This is a genomic window from Photobacterium kagoshimensis (assembly GCF_050337045.1).
Taxonomy (GTDB): domain Bacteria; phylum Pseudomonadota; class Gammaproteobacteria; order Enterobacterales; family Vibrionaceae; genus Photobacterium; species Photobacterium kagoshimensis.
This window is the reverse complement of sequence record NZ_JAKJSO010000023.1, coordinates 25,946-48,337: the sequence shown is the minus strand read 5'-3', so window position 1 is coordinate 48,337 and position 22,392 is coordinate 25,946. Positions and strand designations below refer to the sequence as shown.

The 22,392-nt window shown below is 48.2% G+C and carries 13 protein-coding genes; 9 read left to right on the top strand and 4 right to left on the bottom strand.

Annotated elements, in window-relative coordinates; all coding sequences use genetic code 11:
- Nucleotides 1–25: 25 nt before the first annotated feature.
- Both L4C35_RS19695 and mnmL read right to left on the bottom strand, forming a co-directional pair.
- A complete protein-coding gene (locus tag L4C35_RS19695) occupies nucleotides 26–1,855 on the bottom strand; it encodes a sensor domain-containing diguanylate cyclase (protein ID WP_428464502.1) in 1,830 nt (609 codons plus the stop codon).
- 146 nt (nucleotides 1,856–2,001) lie between these two features.
- Entirely contained in the window at nucleotides 2,002–2,937 is a 936-nt protein-coding gene (mnmL, locus tag L4C35_RS19690) for a tRNA modification radical SAM protein MnmL/YtqA (RefSeq protein ID WP_428464501.1), read from the bottom strand.
- A 623-nt stretch (nucleotides 2,938–3,560) separates the two neighbouring features.
- On the opposite strand from mnmL, the gene gltB (L4C35_RS19685) reads away from it, so the two are divergent.
- From gltB (L4C35_RS19685) to L4C35_RS19650, 8 genes are all read left to right on the top strand, one after another.
- Nucleotides 3,561–8,108, top strand: a complete 4,548-nt coding sequence (gene gltB / locus L4C35_RS19685) for a glutamate synthase large subunit (protein ID WP_428464500.1) — start codon at nucleotides 3,561–3,563, stop codon at nucleotides 8,106–8,108.
- A complete protein-coding gene (locus L4C35_RS19680) occupies nucleotides 8,101–9,573 on the top strand; it encodes a glutamate synthase subunit beta (RefSeq protein ID WP_428464499.1) in 1,473 nt (490 codons plus the stop codon). The genes gltB (L4C35_RS19685) and L4C35_RS19680 overlap by 8 nt, the downstream gene beginning before the upstream one ends.
- 433 nt (nucleotides 9,574–10,006) lie before the next feature.
- Nucleotides 10,007–14,470 carry a glutamate synthase large subunit gene (gene gltB, locus L4C35_RS19675; RefSeq protein ID WP_428464498.1) on the top strand — a complete coding sequence of 1,488 codons (4,464 nt, stop codon included), beginning with the start codon at nucleotides 10,007–10,009 and terminating at the stop codon, nucleotides 14,468–14,470.
- Nucleotides 14,471–14,482: 12 nt separating this feature from the next.
- On the top strand, nucleotides 14,483–15,895 hold the full coding sequence (locus tag L4C35_RS19670) for an FAD-dependent oxidoreductase (protein WP_428464497.1): 1,413 nt from the start codon (nucleotides 14,483–14,485) through the stop codon (nucleotides 15,893–15,895).
- A 146-nt stretch (nucleotides 15,896–16,041) separates the two neighbouring features.
- Nucleotides 16,042–16,740, top strand: coding sequence for a 5'-methylthioadenosine/S-adenosylhomocysteine nucleosidase (gene mtnN / locus L4C35_RS19665; protein WP_428464496.1), 699 nt, complete (start codon nucleotides 16,042–16,044; stop codon nucleotides 16,738–16,740).
- Nucleotides 16,740–17,696, top strand: coding sequence for a cobalamin biosynthesis family protein (locus L4C35_RS19660; protein WP_428464495.1), 957 nt, complete (start codon nucleotides 16,740–16,742; stop codon nucleotides 17,694–17,696). Before mtnN ends, L4C35_RS19660 begins: the two co-directional genes overlap by 1 nt.
- On the top strand, nucleotides 17,697–18,530 hold the full coding sequence (gene btuF / locus L4C35_RS19655) for a vitamin B12 ABC transporter substrate-binding protein BtuF (RefSeq protein ID WP_428464494.1): 834 nt from the start codon (nucleotides 17,697–17,699) through the stop codon (nucleotides 18,528–18,530). It begins immediately after the preceding gene.
- Between the two features lie 54 nt (nucleotides 18,531–18,584).
- The gene (locus L4C35_RS19650; RefSeq protein WP_428464493.1) at nucleotides 18,585–19,193 is read left to right on the top strand and encodes a TRIC cation channel family protein; all 609 of its coding nucleotides are present in this window, start codon (nucleotides 18,585–18,587) and stop codon (nucleotides 19,191–19,193) included.
- A 54-nt stretch (nucleotides 19,194–19,247) separates the two neighbouring features.
- Here L4C35_RS19650 and tyrS read toward each other — a convergent pair whose 3' ends face one another.
- Nucleotides 19,248–20,435 carry a tyrosine--tRNA ligase gene (gene tyrS / locus L4C35_RS19645; protein WP_428464492.1) on the bottom strand — a complete coding sequence of 396 codons (1,188 nt, stop codon included), beginning with the start codon at nucleotides 20,433–20,435 and terminating at the stop codon, nucleotides 19,248–19,250.
- A gap of 128 nt (nucleotides 20,436–20,563) precedes the next feature.
- Here tyrS and shyC point away from each other — a divergent pair, with 128 nt between their 5' ends.
- On the top strand, nucleotides 20,564–21,883 hold the full coding sequence (shyC, locus tag L4C35_RS19640) for a peptidoglycan DD-endopeptidase ShyC (protein ID WP_428464491.1): 1,320 nt from the start codon (nucleotides 20,564–20,566) through the stop codon (nucleotides 21,881–21,883).
- Between the two features lie 112 nt (nucleotides 21,884–21,995).
- Here the strand turns inward: shyC and erpA are convergent, their stop codons facing one another.
- Nucleotides 21,996–22,337, bottom strand: a complete 342-nt coding sequence (erpA, locus tag L4C35_RS19635) for an iron-sulfur cluster insertion protein ErpA (protein ID WP_048900320.1) — start codon at nucleotides 22,335–22,337, stop codon at nucleotides 21,996–21,998.
- Nucleotides 22,338–22,392: the final 55 nt, after the last annotated feature.

Here is a 22,392-nt window from a genome sequence, read left to right as displayed (position 1 = left end):
ATTTTTAAGCCAACGTACTTCGCACTTAAAAATCACTGTTATCCGACATCACCATGGTACAGTTTCGGCCAGACGCTTTTGCTTTATAAAGGGCAATATCGGCCATTCGCACCAGTTCGCCATAATCTTGATTCGGCACTGGCGTAACCGTTGCAACGCCTAGGCTAACCGTTAGCACATCTTTTACTTCCGAATAAGCGTGTTCGATGGCCGCTTGGGCGATATAGCGATGAATATTGCGCGCGACAGTTTGCCCACCCTCTAAATCGGTACACGGTAGTAAGAAAGCAAACTCTTCACCACCATAGCGGGCGACTTCATCCGTTTCACGCTTAATCACTTGGCTCAACGTTCTGGCGACAGCTAATAGCGCACTATCCCCTTGTTGGTGGCCGTAGTTGTCGTTGTACGCTTTAAAGTTATCAATATCACACAGGATCAATGTCAGTGATTTTTGCTCTCGAATATGGCTGTGCCACATTTTACGCAAATGCTCATCGAAGCTACGTCGGTTTGCGACTTTGGTTAAACTATCAATAAAACTGAGCTCTTGCAGTTCCATGATCGCATCTGCAAGCTGCTGCTGCGCGTGCTTACGTTCCGTAATATCACGCCCCATCACCAGTACTCCTGCAGTGCCTTCAATGGGATCTTGGTATGGTGATGTGGCCACCTCATACCAAATCGGCTCACCATCAGGCAAAATCACATAGTCTTCGGTTTTAACCGTCACCCTATCCCTGATCACTTGCTCATTTACCGCTCTAAATTCAGACCATTTCTCAGGGTCAATAACGTCTGGTGCTCTTTTTCCTAATAGCGACTCTTGCGTGTAACCCAAGGCTCGAGCAAACGGCTCGTTACAACCAACGTACACCCAATGCTCGTTATACAAACCAATGGGATCTTGGCTGGCGCTTAAAATCGTATCCAATAAGTTATTACGGTGCGCTAACGCTTGCTCGGTGACTTCTCGTTTTTCTATCTCTTGCTTTAGGCTTTCTTGCATTTCATGCCAATCCGTCACGTCATGGCTAATGCTTAATGAGCCTAAAATCTCACCATAGTCGCCAATCAAAGCCGTTTTATTGGTTTCGAGTAAACGACTTGCCCCATCAGGCGAAGTCGTCCATGTGTGGGTTGAGTTATTTTTTGATGATACTTCGATACTGTCGATCAAACCTTCACTTTCACGCTCGCGCCAAAAACGGTCAAACGCCTTATTGGTGCCCATCACCTTGCCCGATTTATCCTGAAAATAGACCAATTCCGATAGCGAATTCAACACTCCTTGTAACACACGATGATCGCGCTGACTGGTCGTATCGGGCTGGCTGGCTTCATTGGCTGGAGAGATAAAAAGTAGCCATGCGGGTTGCCATTTATATCTGACATATTGGCCAGAAACGAGAACAGAAAGGGGGTGCTTGCCAGAAAACTGTAATTCTTCTTTCCAACTTTTGAAGCTCAATAATGATGTATGTGGCCGTAACACATCACATATCATCTGGGCTTCGACTTCTGGAGGATAATAGTAGCTACTGCCTACTTTTCGGATCCCCAGTAGCTCCCGACTCGCTTTATTACCGTACATCAACTTGCCGTCTTTACTACTGACAATCAAGGTTGCAATAGGCAAATTGGTGAGCATTGAATAGAGCTTACGGAAAGAAAAAGCCTCTGCATTATGAAAGACGAGCGCCAAAATAGATCCCGCAAAGACAATCATCGCGAGGATCAGCGCAAAAATGAAAAGGGGCTGCTCAAGCGGCAACGGGGCCGCTTGTGCTATTGGGGATAATCCGGCCAACAATAAAAAACAGGCCATGTGAACGGCAAATTTAGGAGTCGTCATCGGTCTGAACACATTACCTTAGGGGATGTTTGCTTTATTAAGCATATTGGCAGCGCTTGCTATTAACTAGCAACGCAATAGTATGCGTACGTTACCACAATCCCCTACCGTTTTTGAGTATTTGCGCAACTCAATCGATATTGAAGCTACTTGGCAAACGGCTCATAAACAAAAGGACGATCAAGGCTGAAGCCTTGTGCCCCTTGTTTATCTAAATTACGGCCTATCTCTGTCATGGCTAACCATCGATTTTCACACCATTCTGGCGCTAATAAGGTTGGCCGACGTGCACTGGCTGAGACACGGTGATAAATCACCTCTGGTGGTGTTAAGCGAATCATCTCCGCTGCAATATCCGTATACTCTTCAAGGCTAATCGCATTTAAACGATCCGCTTTCCATGCTTGCCCCATTTTGCTGCCCTCGACAATATGAAGCGGGTGCAATTTAATCCCATCCACCCCTGCCGCAACGACTTTTTCAATCGTCTCGATGTTATCGGCTTTGGTGTCTCCAGGCAGGCCAACAATCAAGTGCGCACAAACCTTTAACCCAAGGGCGCGTGCTCGCTGTGTAATGGCTTGGTAACACGCAAAGTCATGACCACGGTTAATCCGCTTGAGGGTTTTATCGTTCGCGGTTTGTAGCCCAAGTTCGAGCCAAATTTCATAGCCTTGTTGGTGGTACTCCGCCAAAAGTTCAAGCACGGCATCTGGCACACAATCTGGACGTGTTCCCACACACAAACCGACAATATCAGCACTTTGAAGGGCTTCTTCATACATTTTTTTCAGGGTTTGTACTTCAGCATAGGTACTGGTATATGCCTGAAAATACGCAAGATAGCGCTTGGCACGGTGGATCTCACCCGCGCGTTGGTTTAGTTGCTGCTCGATAGGTAAGTATTGTGCTTGCTCATCAGCAAACGAGGCGACATTACAGAAGGTACAGCCACCGCGACCAATTGTGCCATCGCGGTTAGGGCAACTGAAGCCACCATGTAAGGTTAACTTATGTACTTTTTCACCATAGCGGCGGTGTAAATCTTGCCCGAATGTATTTACGAGTTCGTGTAGTTGCATTTTATCACCTGAATATTCGGCCATGGAAAAAATAAGCCGCGCAGCGTAGCACCAAAGCGAATGCTTAAAATTGTGTTAAAACAAGAAAAGCACGTAAATCTCCCTCGCTCGGCCAGTCCCTTTTTCTATGTAAATAAAAAACAACAACTGAAACAACCACTCACACCCATTACCCACAAAGTTAACAGGGACAAATAAAAATGGTGTTTGGTTAATATGCAAAATAAGAACGATTATCGAATATTTACGCACCCATGTATCACTTACATGCAGTGGTTATGAGGATAGTGGATTCATCACGCTATTTTTTGTTGGTAATTAAAGTATCAAAACTGTAGGATAGTTACACTTGTGTGCAAATAATGAGCAACATTTGTGACATAAAACCCGCTAAAAGCAGTGATTTATGTCACTAGTTCATTAAAAGACAGCATATCTAATTACCAGAATAGATGTGCTGCAAAATTAAGTTTGCTAAATGATTCACACATCATCCCACAGCAAACGCACCGTTTTGATCACTGGACAGGTAGTCCACTCACAGTGAGCAAGATGTGACGATATAACGATTAGGGATAGAACAGACCTGGGAAAGGCCTGTTGAACACTGGAAGGATGTATCTATGACAGATCAAGAGCTTAATGCTCAGGGGCTTTATGTACCTGAATTAGAGCACGATGCCTGTGGTATCGGCTTTGTTGCCCATTTAAAGAACCGTAAATCCCACGAGATTGTCACTCAAGCCCTTGATATGCTGGCCCGCATGGAACACCGCGGCGGCCAAGGTTGTGATCCATCAAGTGGTGATGGCGCGGGTATTTTACTGCAGAAACCGCACGAGTTCTTACTCGAAGAAACCGTTAAGCTCGGTATCAAGTTGCCCTCTTTTGAGCAATATGGTGTCGGTGTGGTGCTTTTTCCAAAAGACGAACACAAACGTCAACAGTGTCGCGATATCCTCGAACGTAATGCGAATCGCCTCGACCTTGAAGTGATCGGTTATCGCGTTTTACCCGTTGATAACTCAATGCTTGGTGACGATCCGCTCAGCACTGAACCCCAGTTTGAACATGTGTTTATCACAGGTGGTAGTAACCTAGATCCTGCCGTACTCGAACGCAAACTCTACGTGCTTCGTAACTATACGGTGCGTGTGTGCCTAGAAAGCGTGTCGAATATTGGCGATGACTTCTACATCAACTCACTGTCTTATAAGACATTGGTGTATAAAGGTCAGCTCACCACAGAGCAGGTACCTCAGTACTTCCTTGACCTGCAAAACCCAACTATGGTGACAGCGCTTGCCCTCGTGCACTCTCGCTTCTCAACCAATACCTTCCCACGCTGGCGTCTCGCCCAACCTTTCCGTTACATCGCCCACAATGGTGAAATCAACACAGTGCGCGGTAACTTGAATTGGATGAAGGCGCGTGAAGCCATTCTTGAGTCTGACTTGTTCAGCCAGCAAGAAATCGACATGCTGCTCCCTATCTGTCAAGAAGGTAGCTCTGACTCATCCAACTTCGATATGGCACTGGAGCTACTGGTTCTCTCTGGCCGTAGCCTACCGCATGCTTTGATGATGCTGATCCCTGAGGCGTGGCAAGAAAACACCAACATGGATCCTAAACGTCGCGCATTTTACCAATACCACGCGAATGTAATGGAACCTTGGGATGGTCCAGCGTCTGTTTGTTTCACCGACGGTGTTCAAGTAGGTGCAACCCTAGACCGAAATGGTCTACGTCCATCGCGCTACACAGTCACCAAAGATGACTTCTTAGTGATGGCATCGGAATCAGGGGTGGTAGAAATTGAACCTGAGAATGTGCAATTCCGTGGTCGTTTGCAACCTGGCCGTATCTTTGTCGCCGATCTTGAGCAAGGTCGTATCATTTCAGATGAAGAAGTAAAAGACAGTATCGCCTCAGCACAGCCTTACGAGCAATGGGTGAAAGACAACCTGCTTACGCTTAAATCATTGCCTGATGCCGATAACATGCACCATCAGCCAACGCCTGAGCGTCTGCTGCATCACCAGCAAGCCTTTGGTATGAGCTCAGAAGAAGTGAACGAAATTATCGTTCCACTGGCAAAAACAGGGTATGAGCCTCTTAGTGCAATGGGCGCGGATTGGCCGCTGGCCGTACTGTCGCACCAATCACAGCACCTTTCTAACTACTTCAAGCAGCTGTTTGCGCAGGTGACTAACCCGCCGATCGATCCGATCCGTGAACGTATGGTGATGTCACTCAACACCTACCTGGGTAAAGACCAAAACCTGCTAGACGAAACACCAGAACACTGCCAAAAGGTAGAGTTAGAATCCCCCGTCCTATCGAATGCTGAATTAGAAAAGCTACGTGCGATAGACAAAGAACACTTACAAGCCAAAACCTTAGACATCGTCTTTCGCGCCAATGGCGAAAACGGCAAGCTAGAGCGCGCCCTTAAGCGTATTTGCCAATACTCGGAAGATGCAGTGCAAGATGGCTATTCGATCATTATTCTGACTGACCGTGCTGTTAACTCCAACCATGCTGCTATTCCAGCCATGCTGGCAGTCGGCGCGGTTCACCACCACCTGATCCGCAAAGGCTTGCGTGCGAAGTGTGACATCATAGTGGAAACCGGTGATGCGCGTGAAACCCATCACTTCGCAACACTAGTGGGCTACGGCGCAAACGCAGTCAACCCATACCTAGTGACAGAAACGCTGGTCGACTTACAGAAAAAACGTAAGCTCGACCCTGAACTGCCAACCGAAGAGCTGTTCAACAACTACCGTAAAGGGGTAAACGGCGGCCTATTGAAGATCTTCTCTAAAATGGGCATCTCGACGCTACAGTCGTACCACGGTGCACAGATTTTTGAAGCATTAGGTATCAGCAAAGCTGTGGTTGATAAGTACTTCACAGGGACTGTTTCGCGTATTCAAGGCCTCACCATTGATGATATCGCACACGAAGTGCTGATCCGTCACCGTGTGGGTTACCCAACCCGTGAAATCCCCATTCAGATGCTGGATGTGGGTGGGGTTTATCAGTGGAAGCAACGCGGTGAAAAACACCTCTTTAACCCAGAGACAATTTCATTGCTGCAGCAATCCACTCGCGGCAAAGACTACAGTCAGTTCAAACAATACTGCCATGCTGTCGACTCTCAAGGTGATAATGCCGCAACACTGCGTAGCCAACTTGAGTTCATCAAAAGCCCAGCAGGCGCCATTCCACTGGCAGAAGTGGAACCGATTGAAAGCATTCTAAAACGCTTTGCAACCGGTGCGATGAGCTTTGGCTCTATCTCTTATGAAGCCCACTCCACCCTTGCCGTGGCTATGAACCGTATCGGGGCTAAATCTAACTCGGGCGAAGGCGGTGAAGACCCGGATCGTTTTGAGAAGAAAGAAAACGGCGACTGGGAACGATCAGCAATCAAGCAGGTTGCGTCAGGCCGCTTCGGTGTTACCTCTTACTACCTCACAAACTCTGATGAAATTCAGATCAAGATGGCGCAAGGGGCAAAACCAGGCGAAGGCGGTCAACTACCTGGCGATAAAGTTGATGACTGGATCGGGGCAACCCGCCACTCAACCCCTGGGGTGGGTCTGATCTCACCACCGCCACACCACGACATTTACTCCATCGAAGATTTGGCTCAGCTGATCTACGATTTGAAAAATGCCAACCGTGCTGGCCGCGTTAACGTGAAACTGGTTTCTGAAGCTGGCGTAGGCACCATTGCCTCTGGCGTGGCAAAAGCCAAAGCCGATGTGGTCTTGATTGCAGGCTTTGATGGCGGTACGGGGGCATCACCAATGTCATCGATTCGCCACACGGGCTTACCGTGGGAACTCGGTCTTGCTGAAACGCACCAAACCCTACTGAAAAATGGCCTACGTAACCGTATTGTCGTGCAGTCTGATGGCCAGATGAAAACACCACGCGATCTTGCTGTCGCCACCTTATTAGGTGCAGAGGAATGGGGCGTAGCCACTGCGGCACTGGTGGTTGAAGGCTGTATCATGATGCGTAAGTGTCATAAGAACACCTGTCCTGTTGGTATCGCCACCCAAAACAAAACGCTGCGTGAGCGTTTTGATGGCCGCGTCGAAGACGTAGTCACCTTCTTCCAGTACATGGCAGAAGGGCTACGAGAAGTCATGGCTGAGCTGGGCTTCCGCACCATTGATGAGATGGTCGGCCAGTCACACAAACTAAAAATCCGTGAGGATATCGGTCACTGGAAATACAAAAACCTCGATCTGAGCCCGGTGCTATTTGTTGAACCAGCACGTCAAGAAGATGGTATCTACAACCAGCGAGAACAAGACCATAACCTTGAAAACGTATTAGATCGCAAACTGATTGAAGCAGCAGCACCTGCGCTGACTCAAGGTAAGCAAGTCGATACCGAACTTGAGATCATTAACACCGACCGCAGTGTCGGCACCATGCTGTCGAATGAAATCTCTAAGATCTACAAAGACCAAGGTCTACCGCAACCTATGAATGTGAAGTTCACAGGATCGGCAGGGCAAAGTCTTGGGGCTTTCCTCGCCAAAGGCGTGAAATTTGAAGTAGAAGGTGATGCGAACGATTACTGGGGTAAAGGGCTATCTGGCGGTACGCTCGTGCTCTACCCTGATGCCAATTCAAGCATCATACCTGAAGATAACATCATCGTTGGTAACGTCTGTTTCTATGGTGCAACATCGGGTGAGTCTTACATTCGAGGCCTCGCGGGCGAGCGTTTCTGTGTCCGTAACTCAGGAGCAGAAGTCGTTGTTGAAGGCGTGGGAGACCACGGCTGCGAATACATGACGGGCGGGGTTGCTGTTATTCTTGGTCAAACAGGTCGCAACTTTGCCGCTGGGATGAGTGGTGGTGTCGCCTATGTTTGGGACCAATTTGGCGATTTCGAAACCAAACTCAACCCAGAACTGGTTGACCTCGATCCTATCGAGCAAGAAGACAAAGAACGTCTACAGCGCATGCTCAGTAAGCACGTTGAATACACAGGTAGTACTGTGGCCCAAACCTTCCTATCTAACTTTGAAACTAACCTTCAAAAGATGGTGAAAGTGATGCCAAGGGATTACAAAGCGGTATTACAACAACGTAAAGCGGAAGCTGCAAACAAGGAAGAGTTGGAGGCCGTAAATGGGTAAGCCTACTGGATTTTTAGAGCATGGTCGTGAGTTACCAAAAAAGTTAGACCCTAGTATTCGTATTCAAGATAACAAAGAGTTTGTCTTGAACGAGGAGTTTGGTGACAAGATCAATACACAAGCATCACGCTGTATGGACTGTGGCGTGCCGTTTTGTCATAACTCGTGCCCAATTGGGAACATTATCCCTGAGTTTAACGACGCGGTTTTCCGTGATAGCTGGGAAGAAGCGTGGAACATTTTAAGTTCAACCAACAACTTCCCAGAATTTACAGGGCGTGTGTGCCCAGCACCTTGTGAAAGTGGCTGTGTACTGGGTATCAACCAAGACCCAATCACTATCTGTAATATTGAAAAAACCATCGTTGAAACCGCCTACCGCGAAGGCTATGCCAAACCGAAAACACCACGTTCACGCACAGGTAAAACCGTTGCTATCATAGGTAGCGGTCCTGCAGGGTTAGCCGCCGCTGAACAATTAAACAGTGCGGGTCACTGCGTGACTGTGTTCGAGCGTGATGAAAAAGTCGGCGGCCTGCTGCGCTTTGGCATCCCTGACTTTAAACTCGGCATGGACATCATAGATCGCAAGATCAATCTGATGGCTGATGCTGGGGTTAAATTCGAAGTGAATGCGCACATTGGCGTGGACATTAATGCCCAGCAGCTTCGCCAAGACTTTGATGTCGTTTTGCTAACGGGCGGCTCAACCGTCCCGCGCAACCTGCCTATTCCAGGTCGTGAACTCAAGGGGGTCCATTTTGCGATGGAGTTCCTCGCCCAAAATAACCGCCGTGCCAATGACATGCCATTAAAAACAGCAAACATTCACGCCAAAGGTAAACATGTGGTGGTGATTGGTGGTGGTGATACAGGCTCAGACTGTGTCGGTACCTCAAATCGCCATGGCGCGGCGAGCATAACCCAAGTGGAAATCATGCCGATCCCGCCAGAAAAACGACCTGTTAATCAACCTTGGCCGTCGTACCCGATGATCATGAAAACCTCGACCTCGCACGAGGAAGGGTGTGATCGTCACTGGAACATCTTAACCAAAGAGTTCATCAGCGATGATGCTGGTAATGTCAAAGCCCTGCGTATCGCCGATATTCAGTGGCAAGAAGCGACAGCTGGTGAACGCCCGAACTTTGAAGAAGTTGCAGGATCTGAGCGTATTATTCCATGTGATCTCGCCTTCCTTGCGATGGGCTTTTTACACCCAGAACCAACAGGTGTACTGGCTCAGCTCGACATTAAGCTTGATGATCGCGGCAACGTGGCGACAGAAGGTTTTGCTACCAGTCAACCAGGTGTATTTGCTGCGGGTGATATGCGCACAGGCCAATCTCTGGTTGTTCGTTGTATCAATGAAGGCCGAGAATCTGCCCGTGAAATCGATGATTTCTTAATGGGTGGCTCTAACCTTGAAGCCAAAGCTGATTCATTAATGCTCTCTAATAGTTAAACCTCAGCTCAACATACTACACATCAAAGCCAGCTCAATAGAGCTGGCTTTTTTTATATGATTATTCAGTAGATAGCACTCTACTTCCCTAGCGTTTCTTTAAAGAAAGTAGCTCACCATCACCTTATTTCATCAAAATAATCGCAACAATAAGACGATGCTCTTTCGACCCCTTACTGTTAACAGCTTGTTAAAATAAGGTTTAATATCAATTCATTACAGTTTTTAATATCGCTATTTAGCCCAATAAAAACGTAAATGGTTGAAATTTGACCTTTCTGTAAATTGTCGTTAACTTGGAAGATCGCAGGATGCGCCATGGTGAGCCATTAACGCCATAACGATGCAGTCAGACCACTTTTAATCTTATCAATACGCAAATGGTAGGGTTAAAAGTTTACGCTCAGGATGAGCAGACCAAGGGAGAGTTGTCATGACACTGTATGACCCAAGGCTGGAAAAAGACAATTGTGGATTTGGCTTAATTGCCCATATTGAAGGGGAAACAAGCCATAAGTTAGTAAGAACAGCGATTTCAGCACTGGACCGTATGACCCACCGTGGCGGCATTGCGGCAGATGGTAAAACCGGTGATGGTTGCGGGCTATTAATGAAAAAGCCCAGCGACTTCTACCGTATTATTGCAGAAGAACACCGCTGGAAATTGGCCCGCGAATTTGCCATTGGCATGCTATTTCTCAGTACCGATCCTGTCAAAGCTGAGCAAGCCCGCACAATTATCACTGAAGAGCTCAGTAAAGAGACCCTCTCGATTGCAGGTTGGCGCGACGTGCCAATCAATGCTCAAGTCCTTGGGCCTATCGCCAAAGAATCTCTGCCTGACATTGTTCAAGTCTTCATTAATGCCCCTGCAGGCTGGAAGCCTCGCGACATCGATCGCCGCCTGTATATCGCCCGTCGCCGCATCGAACAGCGGATCAACGAAGATCCTGATTTTTATATCTGTAGCTTGTCGACCCAAGTGACCGTCTACAAAGGCCTTTGCATGCCTGCGGATTTACCGCGCTTTTATACCGACTTGGGCGATCTTCGTTTACAGTCATCCATTTGTTTATTCCACCAGCGTTTTTCGACCAATACTCAGCCACGCTGGCCACTGGCTCAACCATTTCGTTATTTAGCGCATAACGGTGAAATCAATACCATTGCAGGCAATCGCCAATGGGCGCGCGCCCGCGGTTACAAGTTCTCCTCGCCACTGCTACCTGATTTGCAAACCGCCGCCCCTTTTGTCAATGAAAGCGGTTCTGATTCTTCAAGCCTGGATAACATGCTCGAACTCTTTCTGGCGGGAGGGATGGATCTCTTTCGCGCGATGCGGATGCTCGTGCCACCTGCTTGGCAAAATCACCCCGACATGGATCCCGAATTACGCGCTTTTTACGACTTTAACTCCATGCACATGGAACCGTGGGACGGACCTGCTGGGATCGTCATGTCAGACGGTCGCTACGCCGCATGTAACCTAGACCGCAATGGCTTACGCCCTGCTCGCTATGTGATCACCAAAGATAAACTGATCACTCTGGCCTCTGAAATTGGCATTTGGGATTACGCCCCCGATGAAGTATTAGAAAAAGGCCGTGTCGGTCCTGGGGAGCTGCTGGTTATCGACACCAAATTTGGCAAGATTTGGCACTCCAAAGACATAGATAACGATTTAATGGCGCGTCACCCATACAAAGAGTGGCTCGACAGCCACGTTAAACACCTTACCCCATTTGAACAATTGGATGATGAGCAAGTCGGCAGCCGTTCGTTATCAGACAATGAATTAAGCACCTACCAAAAACAATTTGGCATGAACCGCGAAGAAATCGATCAAGTCCTTCGCGTGATTGGCGAAAACGGCCAAGAAGCGACAGGGTCGATGGGCGATGACGCACCAATGGCGGTACTCTCTTCCAAAGAACGCGGGATCACCGATTATTTTCGCCAAATGTTTGCCCAAGTCACCAACCCACCGATTGATCCATTACGCGAAAAACATGTGATGTCGCTGGCCACCTGCATTGGTCGCGAGATGAATGTGTTTTGTGAAACCGACGGCCATGCTTATCGTGTCGCCTTTAAATCCCCTGTACTGCTGTATTCCGATCTGGTTCAATTACTTGAACTCGACAGCCAGTATTACCGCAACAGCATCATCGACATTAACTACGACCCCGCCGAAAAAGATTTACAGCAAGCTATTCTCGATCTGTGTGATCAAGCCGAACGCTTAGTCCGCAGTGGCACTGTGCTCATTGTCCTTTCCGATCGCGGTATTAATGTCAGCAAACTGCCGATCCCTGCCGCAATGGCTGTGGGCGCAGTACAAACTCGCCTCGTTGAAACCAACTTACGCTGCGATGCCAACATTGTTATCGAAACCGCAACCGCGCGTGATCCACACCAATTTGCAGTCTTACTGGGATATGGCGCAACCGCGGTTTACCCGTATTTAGCCTATGAATCCCTCGGCCAACAGATCGATAAGGGTGCGATCAATAAGCCTTATCGCACCGTGATGCTCAATTTCCGTGACGGCATCAATAAGGGCTTATTTAAGATCATGTCTAAGATGGGGATCTCTACCATCGCCTCATACCGTTGCTCGCATTTATTTGAAGCCGTAGGCCTTCATCAAGACGTTATTCAACTCTGCTTCAAAGGCACAGCGAGCCGCATTTCTGGTGCTAATTTTGAGGATTTCCAGCAAGATGCCGTCAACTTAGCCCGTAAAGCGTGGCTTAAGCGCAAACCGATTGAGCACGGTGGTTTACTCAAATATGTCCACGGCGGTGAATTTCATGCCTATAACCCTGATGTGGTTGGCACACTTCAACAGGCTGTGAAATCTGGGGATCACCAAGACTATCTCGCCTTTGCTCGCGAGGTCAATGAACGCCCTATCGCAGCAATTCGTGATTTATTACAACTCAAGCGCAGTGACCCCCCTATTGCTATCGAGCAAGTCGAGGCGGCTACTGAGCTCTATAAACGTTTTGACTCCGCCGCGATGTCGATTGGCGCCCTGAGCCCCGAGGCACACGAAGCGCTCGCTATCGCAATGAACCGCTTAGGCGGACACTCCAATTCAGGTGAAGGCGGTGAAGACCCTCGCCGATTTGGCAACGAGCGCAACTCAAGGATCAAGCAGGTCGCATCAGGCCGTTTCGGTGTGACACCGCACTACTTGGTCAATGCTGATGTCATTCAAATCAAGGTCGCCCAAGGCGCAAAACCCGGTGAAGGCGGCCAATTGCCCGGCCATAAGGTCACCACCGAAATTGCCAAACTGCGTTATGCCGTCCCCGGCGTTACTTTGATTTCGCCACCACCACACCACGATATTTATTCAATTGAGGACTTAGCTCAGCTCATTTTCGACCTCAAACAGGTCAACCCTAGTGCCATGGTTTCGGTCAAACTCGTTTCCGAACCTGGCGTGGGCACCATCGCGACCGGCGTGGCCAAAGCCTATGCCGATTTAATCACGATTTCTGGTTACGATGGCGGGACAGGCGCCAGCCCATTAACCTCGGTGAAATATGCAGGTAGCCCGTGGGAACTTGGCCTTGCAGAAACCCAGCAAGCCCTTGTGGCCAATGGCTTACGCCATAAGATCCGCCTGCAGGTCGATGGGGGACTAAAAACAGGGTTGGATGTCGTTAAAGCCGCCATTTTGGGCGCGGAAAGTTTTGGCTTTGGCACCGCTCCTATGGTGGCATTAGGGTGTAAGTACCTGCGTATCTGCCACCTCAATAACTGTGCAACTGGCGTAGCGACACAAGATGAAAAACTGCGCCGTGATTACTTTAAAGGCTTGCCAGAACAAGTGATGAATTACTTTGTCGGGCTAGGCCAAGAAGTTCGCGAGCTACTGGCCCAACTCGGGGTCGAGCAACTGACCGACTTAATTGGCCGTACCGATTTATTGGTCGCTCTTAATGGCGTGAGCGCCAAGCAACAAAAGCTCGACTTAACAGGGTTACTCCATGCGCCCACCCCCGCTGAAGGCAAAACCTTGTACTGCAGTGAAGCCAACACCCCATTTGATGAAGCAGCATTAAGCCAAGTTTTATTGGAACAAGCATTACCTGCCATAACGTCACGTAGTAGCGCCGATCTCTACCACAATATCCGCAACACGGATCGCTCGATTGGCGCCAGTTTGTCAGGTGAAATCGCCTGCCGCTATGGCAATCAAGGCATGGCTTCCTCACCGATCAATATCCACTTAACAGGGACTGCAGGGCAATCTTTTGGGGTATGGAATGCTGGCGGCCTTAACCTTCACCTTACAGGGGATGCGAACGACTACGTGGGTAAAGGCATGGCTGGCGGGATAATCACCATTCACCCACCTATGGGATCAGCCTTTAAAACCCACCAAGCCACCATCATAGGTAACACCTGTTTATACGGTGCAACCGGCGGAAAACTGTTTGCTGCAGGCACAGCAGGCGAACGTTTCGCAGTGCGTAACTCTGGCGCTATCGCTGTGGTAGAAGGGGTTGGAGATAACGCTTGTGAGTACATGACAGGGGGTATTGTGGCAATTTTAGGCAACACCGGGGTGAACTTTGGCGCAGGTATGACAGGCGGTTTTGCCTATATCCTCGACCAAAATGGCGATTTTGTAGGACGCGTTAACCCTGAACTGGTCGAGGCGCTACCACTCGATGATCTCGTTATCCATCAAGAACACCTTCGTGGACTGATTGACCGCCACTTAGAAGAAACAGGATCTAGCAGAGCGCAAGAAATACTGGCCGATTTTGACCAATGGATCCCTAAGTTCTATTTGGCAAAACCCAAATCAGCCGATGTAAACACGCTACTGGGTCATCAAAGTCGTTCAGCCGCTGAACTGCGCGTTCAAGCACAATAAGGAGGGAGCCTCATGAGCCAGAACGTTTACCAATTCATTGATATTGCGCGCGTCGATCCGGCGAAAAAACCACTCAAAATCAGGAAGATCGAGTTTGTCGAAATCTACGAACCTTTTACTCAACAACAAGCCAGTGCCCAATCCGATCGCTGTCTCGACTGCGGTAACCCGTACTGTGAGTGGAAGTGCCCCGTTCACAACTACATCCCGCAGTGGCTAAAACTCGCGAACGAAGGACGGATCATAGAAGCCGTTGAGTTATCGCACCAAACCAACACCTTGCCCGAAGTGTGTGGCCGTGTTTGCCCTCAAGATCGTTTGTGCGAAGGCTCATGTACGCTCAATGAAGATTTTGGCGCTGTCACTATCGGCAACGTCGAAAAGTACATTACCGATAAAGCTTTTGAAATGGGCTGGAAGCCCGACATGTCTCATGTTGAGTGGACTGACAAGAAAGTCGCGATTATCGGGGCGGGCCCTGCGGGGCTATCTTGCGCCGATATATTAGTGCGCAATGGGGTCAAACCCGTGGTCTTTGATCGCTACCCTGAGATTGGCGGCTTACTGACCTTTGGTATTCCCTCGTTCAAATTAGAAAAAGAGGTCATGATTAACCGCCGCAAGATCTTCACTGAAATGGGGGTTGAGTTCCAACTCGATACAGAAGTAGGAAAAGATGTGCCATTAGCCGATCTCATCAACGACTATGATGCAGTTTTTCTCGGCGTGGGGACTTACCAAAACATGCGAGCTGGGCTGGTAAATGAAGATGCCCAAGGCGTGTATGATGCGCTACCGTTTCTGATCTCCAACACATATAAAGTCATGGGGCTAGAATCCACAACGCCTTTTACCGACATGAAAGGCAAACGTGTGGTGGTACTCGGCGGTGGTGACACCGCAATGGACTGTGTCCGTACCTCTGTCCGTCAGGGAGCCAGCAACGTCATTTGTGCATACCGCCGTGATGAAGCCAATATGCCGGGCTCTAAACGCGAAGTGAAAAACGCCCGCGAAGAAGGGGTTAACTTCATGTTTAACCTACAACCGCTCGGTGTCGAGATAGACCAAGCGGGGCATGTCACGGGCATCAAAGTAGTCAAAACCGCCCTTGGTGAACCCGATGATGCAGGCCGCCGCCGCCCACAGCCCGTCGCGGGCAGCGAACATAGTATTAAAGCCGATGCGGTGATCATGGCCTTTGGTTTCCAACCCCATGCGATGCCTTGGCTCAGTGATTACAATGTCGAATTGGATCAATGGGGACGCATAAAAGCCCCGCGTGAAAATGCCTTCCCCTTTCAAACATCGAACCCTAAGATTTTTGCGGGAGGTGATGCCGTTCGGGGCTCAGATTTAGTTGTGACAGCTATAGATGAAGGACGACGTGCAGCCGATGGGATCATGGACTACCTTGATGTCTAATCAATAACGGATAACGTCATCCAGAAAGATCAAAACAGCGAGAGAGACGAGGCGTTAAGCTCTGACCTCTCGCTTTTTATTTGTTACAATCTCGCCATTATGTGCTCAGTGTGAGCGCACGACTGAACAACTAAGAGAAGCTAGCTATGAAAATCGGCATTATTGGTGCAATGGAGCAAGAAGTTGCGATCCTAAAAGACCAACTGACTAACTGTGAAACACATAAAAAAGCAGGCTGTACCATTTACACAGGTACACTTAACGGTGCCGATATCGTGTTACTGCAATCAGGCATTGGTAAAGTGGCAGCGGCTGTAGGTTCTGCAATCATGCTAGAAGTATTCCAACCAGACGTTGTACTTAACACTGGCTCTGCGGGTGGTTTTGATAGCAGCCTCAACGTGGGTGATGTGGTGATTTCAACAGAAGTTCGCTACCACGATGCAGATGTAACTGCTTTTGGTTACGAAATCGGTCAAATGGCACAACAGCCAGCCGCTTTCGCATCTGACGAAAAGCTAATGGATATCGCAGCGCAAGCTCTGGCAACGATGGAAGACGTGCACGCAGTACGTGGCCTAATTTGTACCGGTGATGCTTTTGTATGTAGCGCTGAAAAACAACAGTTTATCCGTGACAACTTCCCAACTGTTATCGCGGTAGAAATGGAAGCAGCCGCTATCGCACAGGCATGTCATCAGTTCAACGTACCCTTTGTTGTGGTTCGTGCAATTTCAGATGTAGCAGACAAAGAATCACCAATGAGCTTTGATGAGTTCCTACCGCTAGCGGCGAAAAGCTCTTCAGTGATGGTGGCTAAAATGGCTGAGTTACTGAATAAGTAATGAACGACTTTTTAGCGATACTCGCTAACAATAGCACCCTACTCGCAATGTGGGGTGCCATTGCATTGCATTGGCTTATTGCCATTCCGCAAGACCTTCACCCGCTCAACTTATGGCAACGCATGGCTATCATGCTCGCCAACCGCGTTAATAAACCTAATGATAACCGCCACCAGCGTTTGCTATCAGGTTTACTAACTTGGTCACTAATGTGGCTTACCGTGCTTATAATGCTGATTGCCTGCAAACAGCTAGTCTGGGTTGATGCCCTATTTGACCTTACTTTACTGTGGTTTGCATTGGGCTGGAAAAATATCAGTCAACTCAGTCAACAGCTGATCCAAGCCTATAGCGCTGAAAATAAAACCCTCTGCCGACGCCTACTTAGCACTACACTCAACCGCCAAACAGAGAGCCTGTCTTTATTAGGGCTAGGAAAAGCGAGCGCGGAAACACAACTGCTCGGCTATGGCCGTCAAGTGATCGGCGTGCTGTTTTGGTACGGCCTAGCAGGCGGCATTGGCGCACTCATGTATCGCCTTGCCGTTAGTCTCGCTCGAGTATGGTCACCAACCCGTGAACAATATGTCTTTTTTGGTTACCCTGCCATTCGTATTTTAGCCGTCCTCGACATAGTGCCATTACGTTTGTTTGCATTACTCATCGCCCTTGGGCAAAACGGCAAGGCAGCACTGCGCAGTTTATGGCAACAAGGCGAAAACTGGCAGCTACCAGGACCAGGTTGGTTACTGGTCGCGACAGGAAATAAGTTATCACTCTCTCTTGGTGGCCCTGCGATATATGGTGAACGTAAGTTAGAGCGTCCACGGCTAGGCGGAAAGATTGCTCCTGCCGCCTTACATCTTGCACAAATAGAGCAAGTTATTAAAAACCGAATCATTATTTGGCTAGTGGTACAAAGTTGCCTCATTATTCTTTTTCAAGGAGCTTTTTAAGTGCGTTTCGCTTGCTGTTGTTTACTGTTTTTTTCTACCCTGAGTTTTGCAACACAGCCTGCAACGCGGGTGATCAGCTTATCACCTCATATGACAGAGTTGGCTTATGTAGCTGGCCTCGGTGATAAACTGGTTGCTGCGACAGAATACAGCGATTACCCCAAAGCTGCACTTGAACTAGAACGCGTTGCTAACCACAGAGGCATCAAACTCGAACGCATTGTTGCGCTAAAACCCGACCTAATTTTAGCGTGGAAAAGCGGTAACCCTCCAAGAGAGATGGCCAAACTTGAGCAACTCGGCTTCAATGTGGTGTACTCCACCTCCAAGGCATTACCTGCCATTGCTGATACCATTGAACGTCTCGGGCAATATGCTGACTCGCCTCGACAGGCACAGCAGGCCGCTGACGATTACCGAAAAAAGCTTGCGGCACTAACCAAAAAATATCAGCGCCAAGAAAAAGTGCGGTATTTCTATCAAATCAGTGCCGCCCCAATGATCACCGTCGCGGATGGCCATTGGCCAACTCAAGTATTTCAAGTCTGTGGCGGTGAGAATATTTTTGCCACGAGTAAAGCCCCCTATCCGCAGGTATCACAAGAGCAAGTTGTGATCCGTCAACCAGAAATCATATTTGGTACCTCTCACGCCAATACAAATGTTGATATATGGCAAGACTGGCAGGGTAAAATACCCGCTGTCGATAATCGACAGGTTTTTACCGTGAATTCAGACTGGCTTAACCGCCCGACACCTCGAACGCTAAAAGCGATCAAACAGGTATGCGATCACCTAGACACGGTACGAGAACAACGACGTGCGACACAGTAGTCCTCTACTCTGCCGTCATCTTTATTTTCGCTTTCTTTATCAGGTAATACTTTAATGCTTATCTATCTCCTTGATATGTTTGGTACTGCTGTGTTTGCGGTATCAGGTGTGCTCTTGGCTGGACGGTTACGAATGGATCCCTTTGGCGTCGTGGTACTCGCCAGCGTAACGGCTATTGGTGGCGGTACGATTCGCGACATGGCCTTGGGCGCAACGCCTGTATTTTGGGTCACCGATACCAATTACCTTTGGGTGATCTTTATTACATGCTTATTTACCATGGCTGCGATTCGTCGCCCCCAAAAATTACCTTGGTATGTCCTACCCGTGGCCGATGCCATAGGTTTAGCGGTGTTTGTAGCTATTGGTGTTGAAAAAGCCTTACGTTTTGGTGCCTCGCCTATGGTGGCTGTGATCATGGGTGTACTGACAGGCTGTGGGGGTGGGGTGATCCGCGATGTACTGGCGCGTGAAATTCCGATGGTATTACGAACGGAGGTGTACGCAACAGCCTGTATTCTTGGTGGGATTGTCCACACCACAGGTTTATTGGCAGGCTTCGCCACCGAAGTCGCCTCTCTTGCAGGTATCATCACCACGCTAACGATTCGTCTCGCCGCCATTCGCTGGCACTTATCATTACCGTCTCTGACGCTACGTTAATCATAAAAAAAGGCGCCGAAGCGCCTTTTTTATTCTCTCAATAATCAGCAACGATTACTTCAGAGTAATACGTGCAAACTTACGTTTACCCACTTGGTAAACCGCAGTACCAGCTGCTGGGATTAGCTTAGTATCTTCGATTTTGTCACCGTCGATCTTCGCTGCACCTTGGCGGATCATGCGCATCGCATCTGATGTTGAGTTAACCAGACCCGCTTCTTTTAGTAGGTTACCAATCGCCATACCCGCTTCAAACTCAAGCTCTGGCATTTCTTCTGGCATCGCACCTTTTTGGAAACGGTTGATGAACTCTTGCTCTGCTGCGTCAGCATCTGCTTCAGAGTGGAAACGAGCAATGATTTCTTTCGCTAAAAGAATCTTAACATCACGTGGGTTTTTACCGTTCGCCATGTCTTCTTTAAACTGCGCGATTTCTTCTAGTGGACGGAATGACAAGCACTCAAAATAGTTCCACATAAGATCGTCAGAGATAGACATGATCTTACCAAACATCTCGTTTGGCACGTCGTTCACACCAATGTAGTTGTGCGCCGACTTCGACATTTTCTTCACGCCGTCCAAACCAACCAATAGTGGCATAGTTAGCACAACCTGTGGTTTTTGACCGTTTGCTTTTTGTAGCTCACGACCCATCAGAAGGTTGAATTTCTGATCCGTACCGCCAAGCTCAACGTCAGTTTCCATCGCTACTGAGTCGTAACCTTGTAGCAGCGGGTACATGAATTCGTGAATTGCAATAGGACGACCATCAGCGTAGCGCTTTTTAAAGTCATCACGTTCTAGCATGCGGGCAACCGTTTGGTTTGCCGCTAGACGGATCATGCCTTCAGCACCCAGTTCAGATAACCATGTTGAGTTAAACTCAATCTTGGTTTTTGCTGGATCTAGAATTTTGAATACTTGTTCTTTGTATGTTTCGGCATTTGCTAAAACATCTTCACGTGTCAGCGGTGGACGCGTAGTGTTTTTGCCAGTTGGGTCACCCACCATACCGGTGAAGTCACCGATCAGGAACGTCACATCATGACCAAGCTCTTGGAAAGTACGAAGCTTGTTTAGGATAACTGTGTGACCTAGGTGGATATCTGGGGCTGTTGGATCTGCACCCAGTTTAATACGTAATGGACGGTTTTCTTTTAACTTGGCAATCAGCTCTTCTTCTGGAATAAGCTCATCGACACCACGCTTAATTTCAGCTAAAGCCTGTTCAATGCTGGCCATTCTTGTTCGCTCCCACAGAATTGGCAAAAAAGTAATAATCGACCATCTTACTTGAATAGCGATGTTTTTTGAAACCAGTTAGACTGGGTGTTGTCTATTTTTTTATTCAGGCCATTTATAGATACACCATGCCGTTTCGTAAGCTAGCTCAATTACCCAAGATTCATCAGATACTGATCGCCACGATCAGTGCTCTTATCGTGCTGCTGCTTCTGCTACCTTCACCCGACAACATGGCGCCGGCTGATCGTAAATTTGAAGTAGGCAAGGCGTATCCCGTTGCTGTCAATGTGGAGACCCCGCAACTGCTACCCGCAGAAAGTACACCTTTACCCTCCGCGCCGCTGACATGGAAAAAGCACAAAATAAAATCAGGTGAAAGCCTTGCTGTCGTCTTCGATAAAGTCGGATTAAGCCCTGCAACCTTATACCGTCTCGTCAACGCCGATGAAGGCACACGCTCTCTCACTAACCTACGCCCAGGCGACACTCTGAAATTTGGCTTTGATGCGAATAATGAGTTGGTCCAACTCATCAAGCCTAATACGGCTACCGACACCCTAGTTATTACCCGTACCGCAGATAGCTTTGTCTCTAAAGAAGAAACAAAAACGGTTGATACTCAGCTGAACTTTGCGAAAGCCACCATCACATCCAGCTTTTGGAATGCAGGTGATAAAGCAGGGCTGACTGCTAACCAAATCATGGAGATTGCGGGGATTTTTGGTTGGGATATCGACTTCGCATTAGATATTCGTGGCGGTGATAAGTTCTCAGTCTTGTTCGAAGAACAATTTGTGGAAGGTGAATCTATTGGCCGAGGCAATATCCTTGCCGCGACATTTACCAACTTAGGTCAGACATTTACCGCAGTACGCAGTGAAGACGGCAAGTATTACGATAAAAATGGCAATGCCATGCGTAAAGCTTTCCTACGTTCACCAATAAACTTCCGTTATGTGAGCTCTAACTTCAACCCTCGCCGCTTACACCCTGTAACGGGTCGAGTCAAAGCACACCGTGGTACCGATTATGTAGCCCCTGTTGGCACCCCTATTTGGGCGGCTGGTGATGGTATCGTGATGAAGTCGTCGTACAACAAGTTTAACGGTAACTATGTCTTTATTCGCCATAGCTCCACCTATATCACTAAATACCTGCACATGACCAAGCGTAAAGTCAAAACAGGGCAACGTGTGAAACAAGGGCAAACGGTAGGCACGCTAGGCGGTACAGGCCGCGTAACGGGTCCGCACTTACACTATGAGTTCTTGGTCAACGGCGTACACAAAAACCCTCGTACTGTGAAACTACCGCAAGCTGAGTCGCTAAGTGGTAAGCAAAAGACCGCCTTTAAAAAGCATGCTGATAAACGCTTAAACCAATTAGCACAGTTCAGTAACTTACTGGCAGGGACAAACAGCCCATTGATTATCAACCAAGGCTAATTCTCCAGCTCACCGGCAACAAAAAAGCCGTCACTTACAATAAGTGACGGCTTTTTATTATCTTCTTATCCAGCAGAAGACTCATAAGTCTTCTCGCATCATTCGCGCTAAATTAAACGCTAAACGATGCACCACAACCACACGTTGTTGTGGCATTCGGGTTATTAACGAAGAAACGAGAACCTTCTAGGCCCTCAGTGTAATCAACCGTACCACCGATCAAGTATTGTAGGCTCATCGGGTCAACAACAAGTGTTACGCCCTGTTTTTCAATTGTCATATCGCCTTCGTTTACCTTCTCATCGAAAGTAAAACCGTATTGGAAACCACTACAGCCACCACCTGTGATGTACACACGCAGCTTCAGTTCTGGGTTTTCTTCTTCAGCGATTAGCGTTTTCACTTTATTCGCGGCAACATCTGAAAAATTTAGCGGCAAATTGGTGTCGCTCATCAAGACCTCACAAACATATCGAGTTATTAAGAGGATTATCTAATACCTGACTAGC

Bases quoted from the DNA above. Each gene is read 5' to 3' on its own strand.
- L4C35_RS19695 (WP_428464502.1), bottom strand. From the start codon at position 1,855: ATGACGACTCCTAAATTTGCCGTTCACATGGCCTGTTTTTTATTGTTG.
- mnmL (WP_428464501.1), bottom strand. From the start codon at position 2,937: ATGCAACTACACGAACTCGTAAATACATTCGGGCAAGATTTACACCGC.
- gltB (WP_428464500.1), top strand. From the start codon at position 3,561: ATGACAGATCAAGAGCTTAATGCTCAGGGGCTTTATGTACCTGAATTA.
- L4C35_RS19680 (WP_428464499.1), top strand. From the start codon at position 8,101: ATGGGTAAGCCTACTGGATTTTTAGAGCATGGTCGTGAGTTACCAAAA.
- gltB (WP_428464498.1), top strand. From the start codon at position 10,007: ATGACACTGTATGACCCAAGGCTGGAAAAAGACAATTGTGGATTTGGC.
- L4C35_RS19670 (WP_428464497.1), top strand. From the start codon at position 14,483: ATGAGCCAGAACGTTTACCAATTCATTGATATTGCGCGCGTCGATCCG.
- mtnN (WP_428464496.1), top strand. From the start codon at position 16,042: ATGAAAATCGGCATTATTGGTGCAATGGAGCAAGAAGTTGCGATCCTA.
- L4C35_RS19660 (WP_428464495.1), top strand. From the start codon at position 16,740: ATGAACGACTTTTTAGCGATACTCGCTAACAATAGCACCCTACTCGCA.
- L4C35_RS19650 (WP_428464493.1), top strand. From the start codon at position 18,585: ATGCTTATCTATCTCCTTGATATGTTTGGTACTGCTGTGTTTGCGGTA.
- tyrS (WP_428464492.1), bottom strand. From the start codon at position 20,435: ATGGCCAGCATTGAACAGGCTTTAGCTGAAATTAAGCGTGGTGTCGAT.
- shyC (WP_428464491.1), top strand. From the start codon at position 20,564: ATGCCGTTTCGTAAGCTAGCTCAATTACCCAAGATTCATCAGATACTG.
- erpA (WP_048900320.1), bottom strand. From the start codon at position 22,337: ATGAGCGACACCAATTTGCCGCTAAATTTTTCAGATGTTGCCGCGAAT.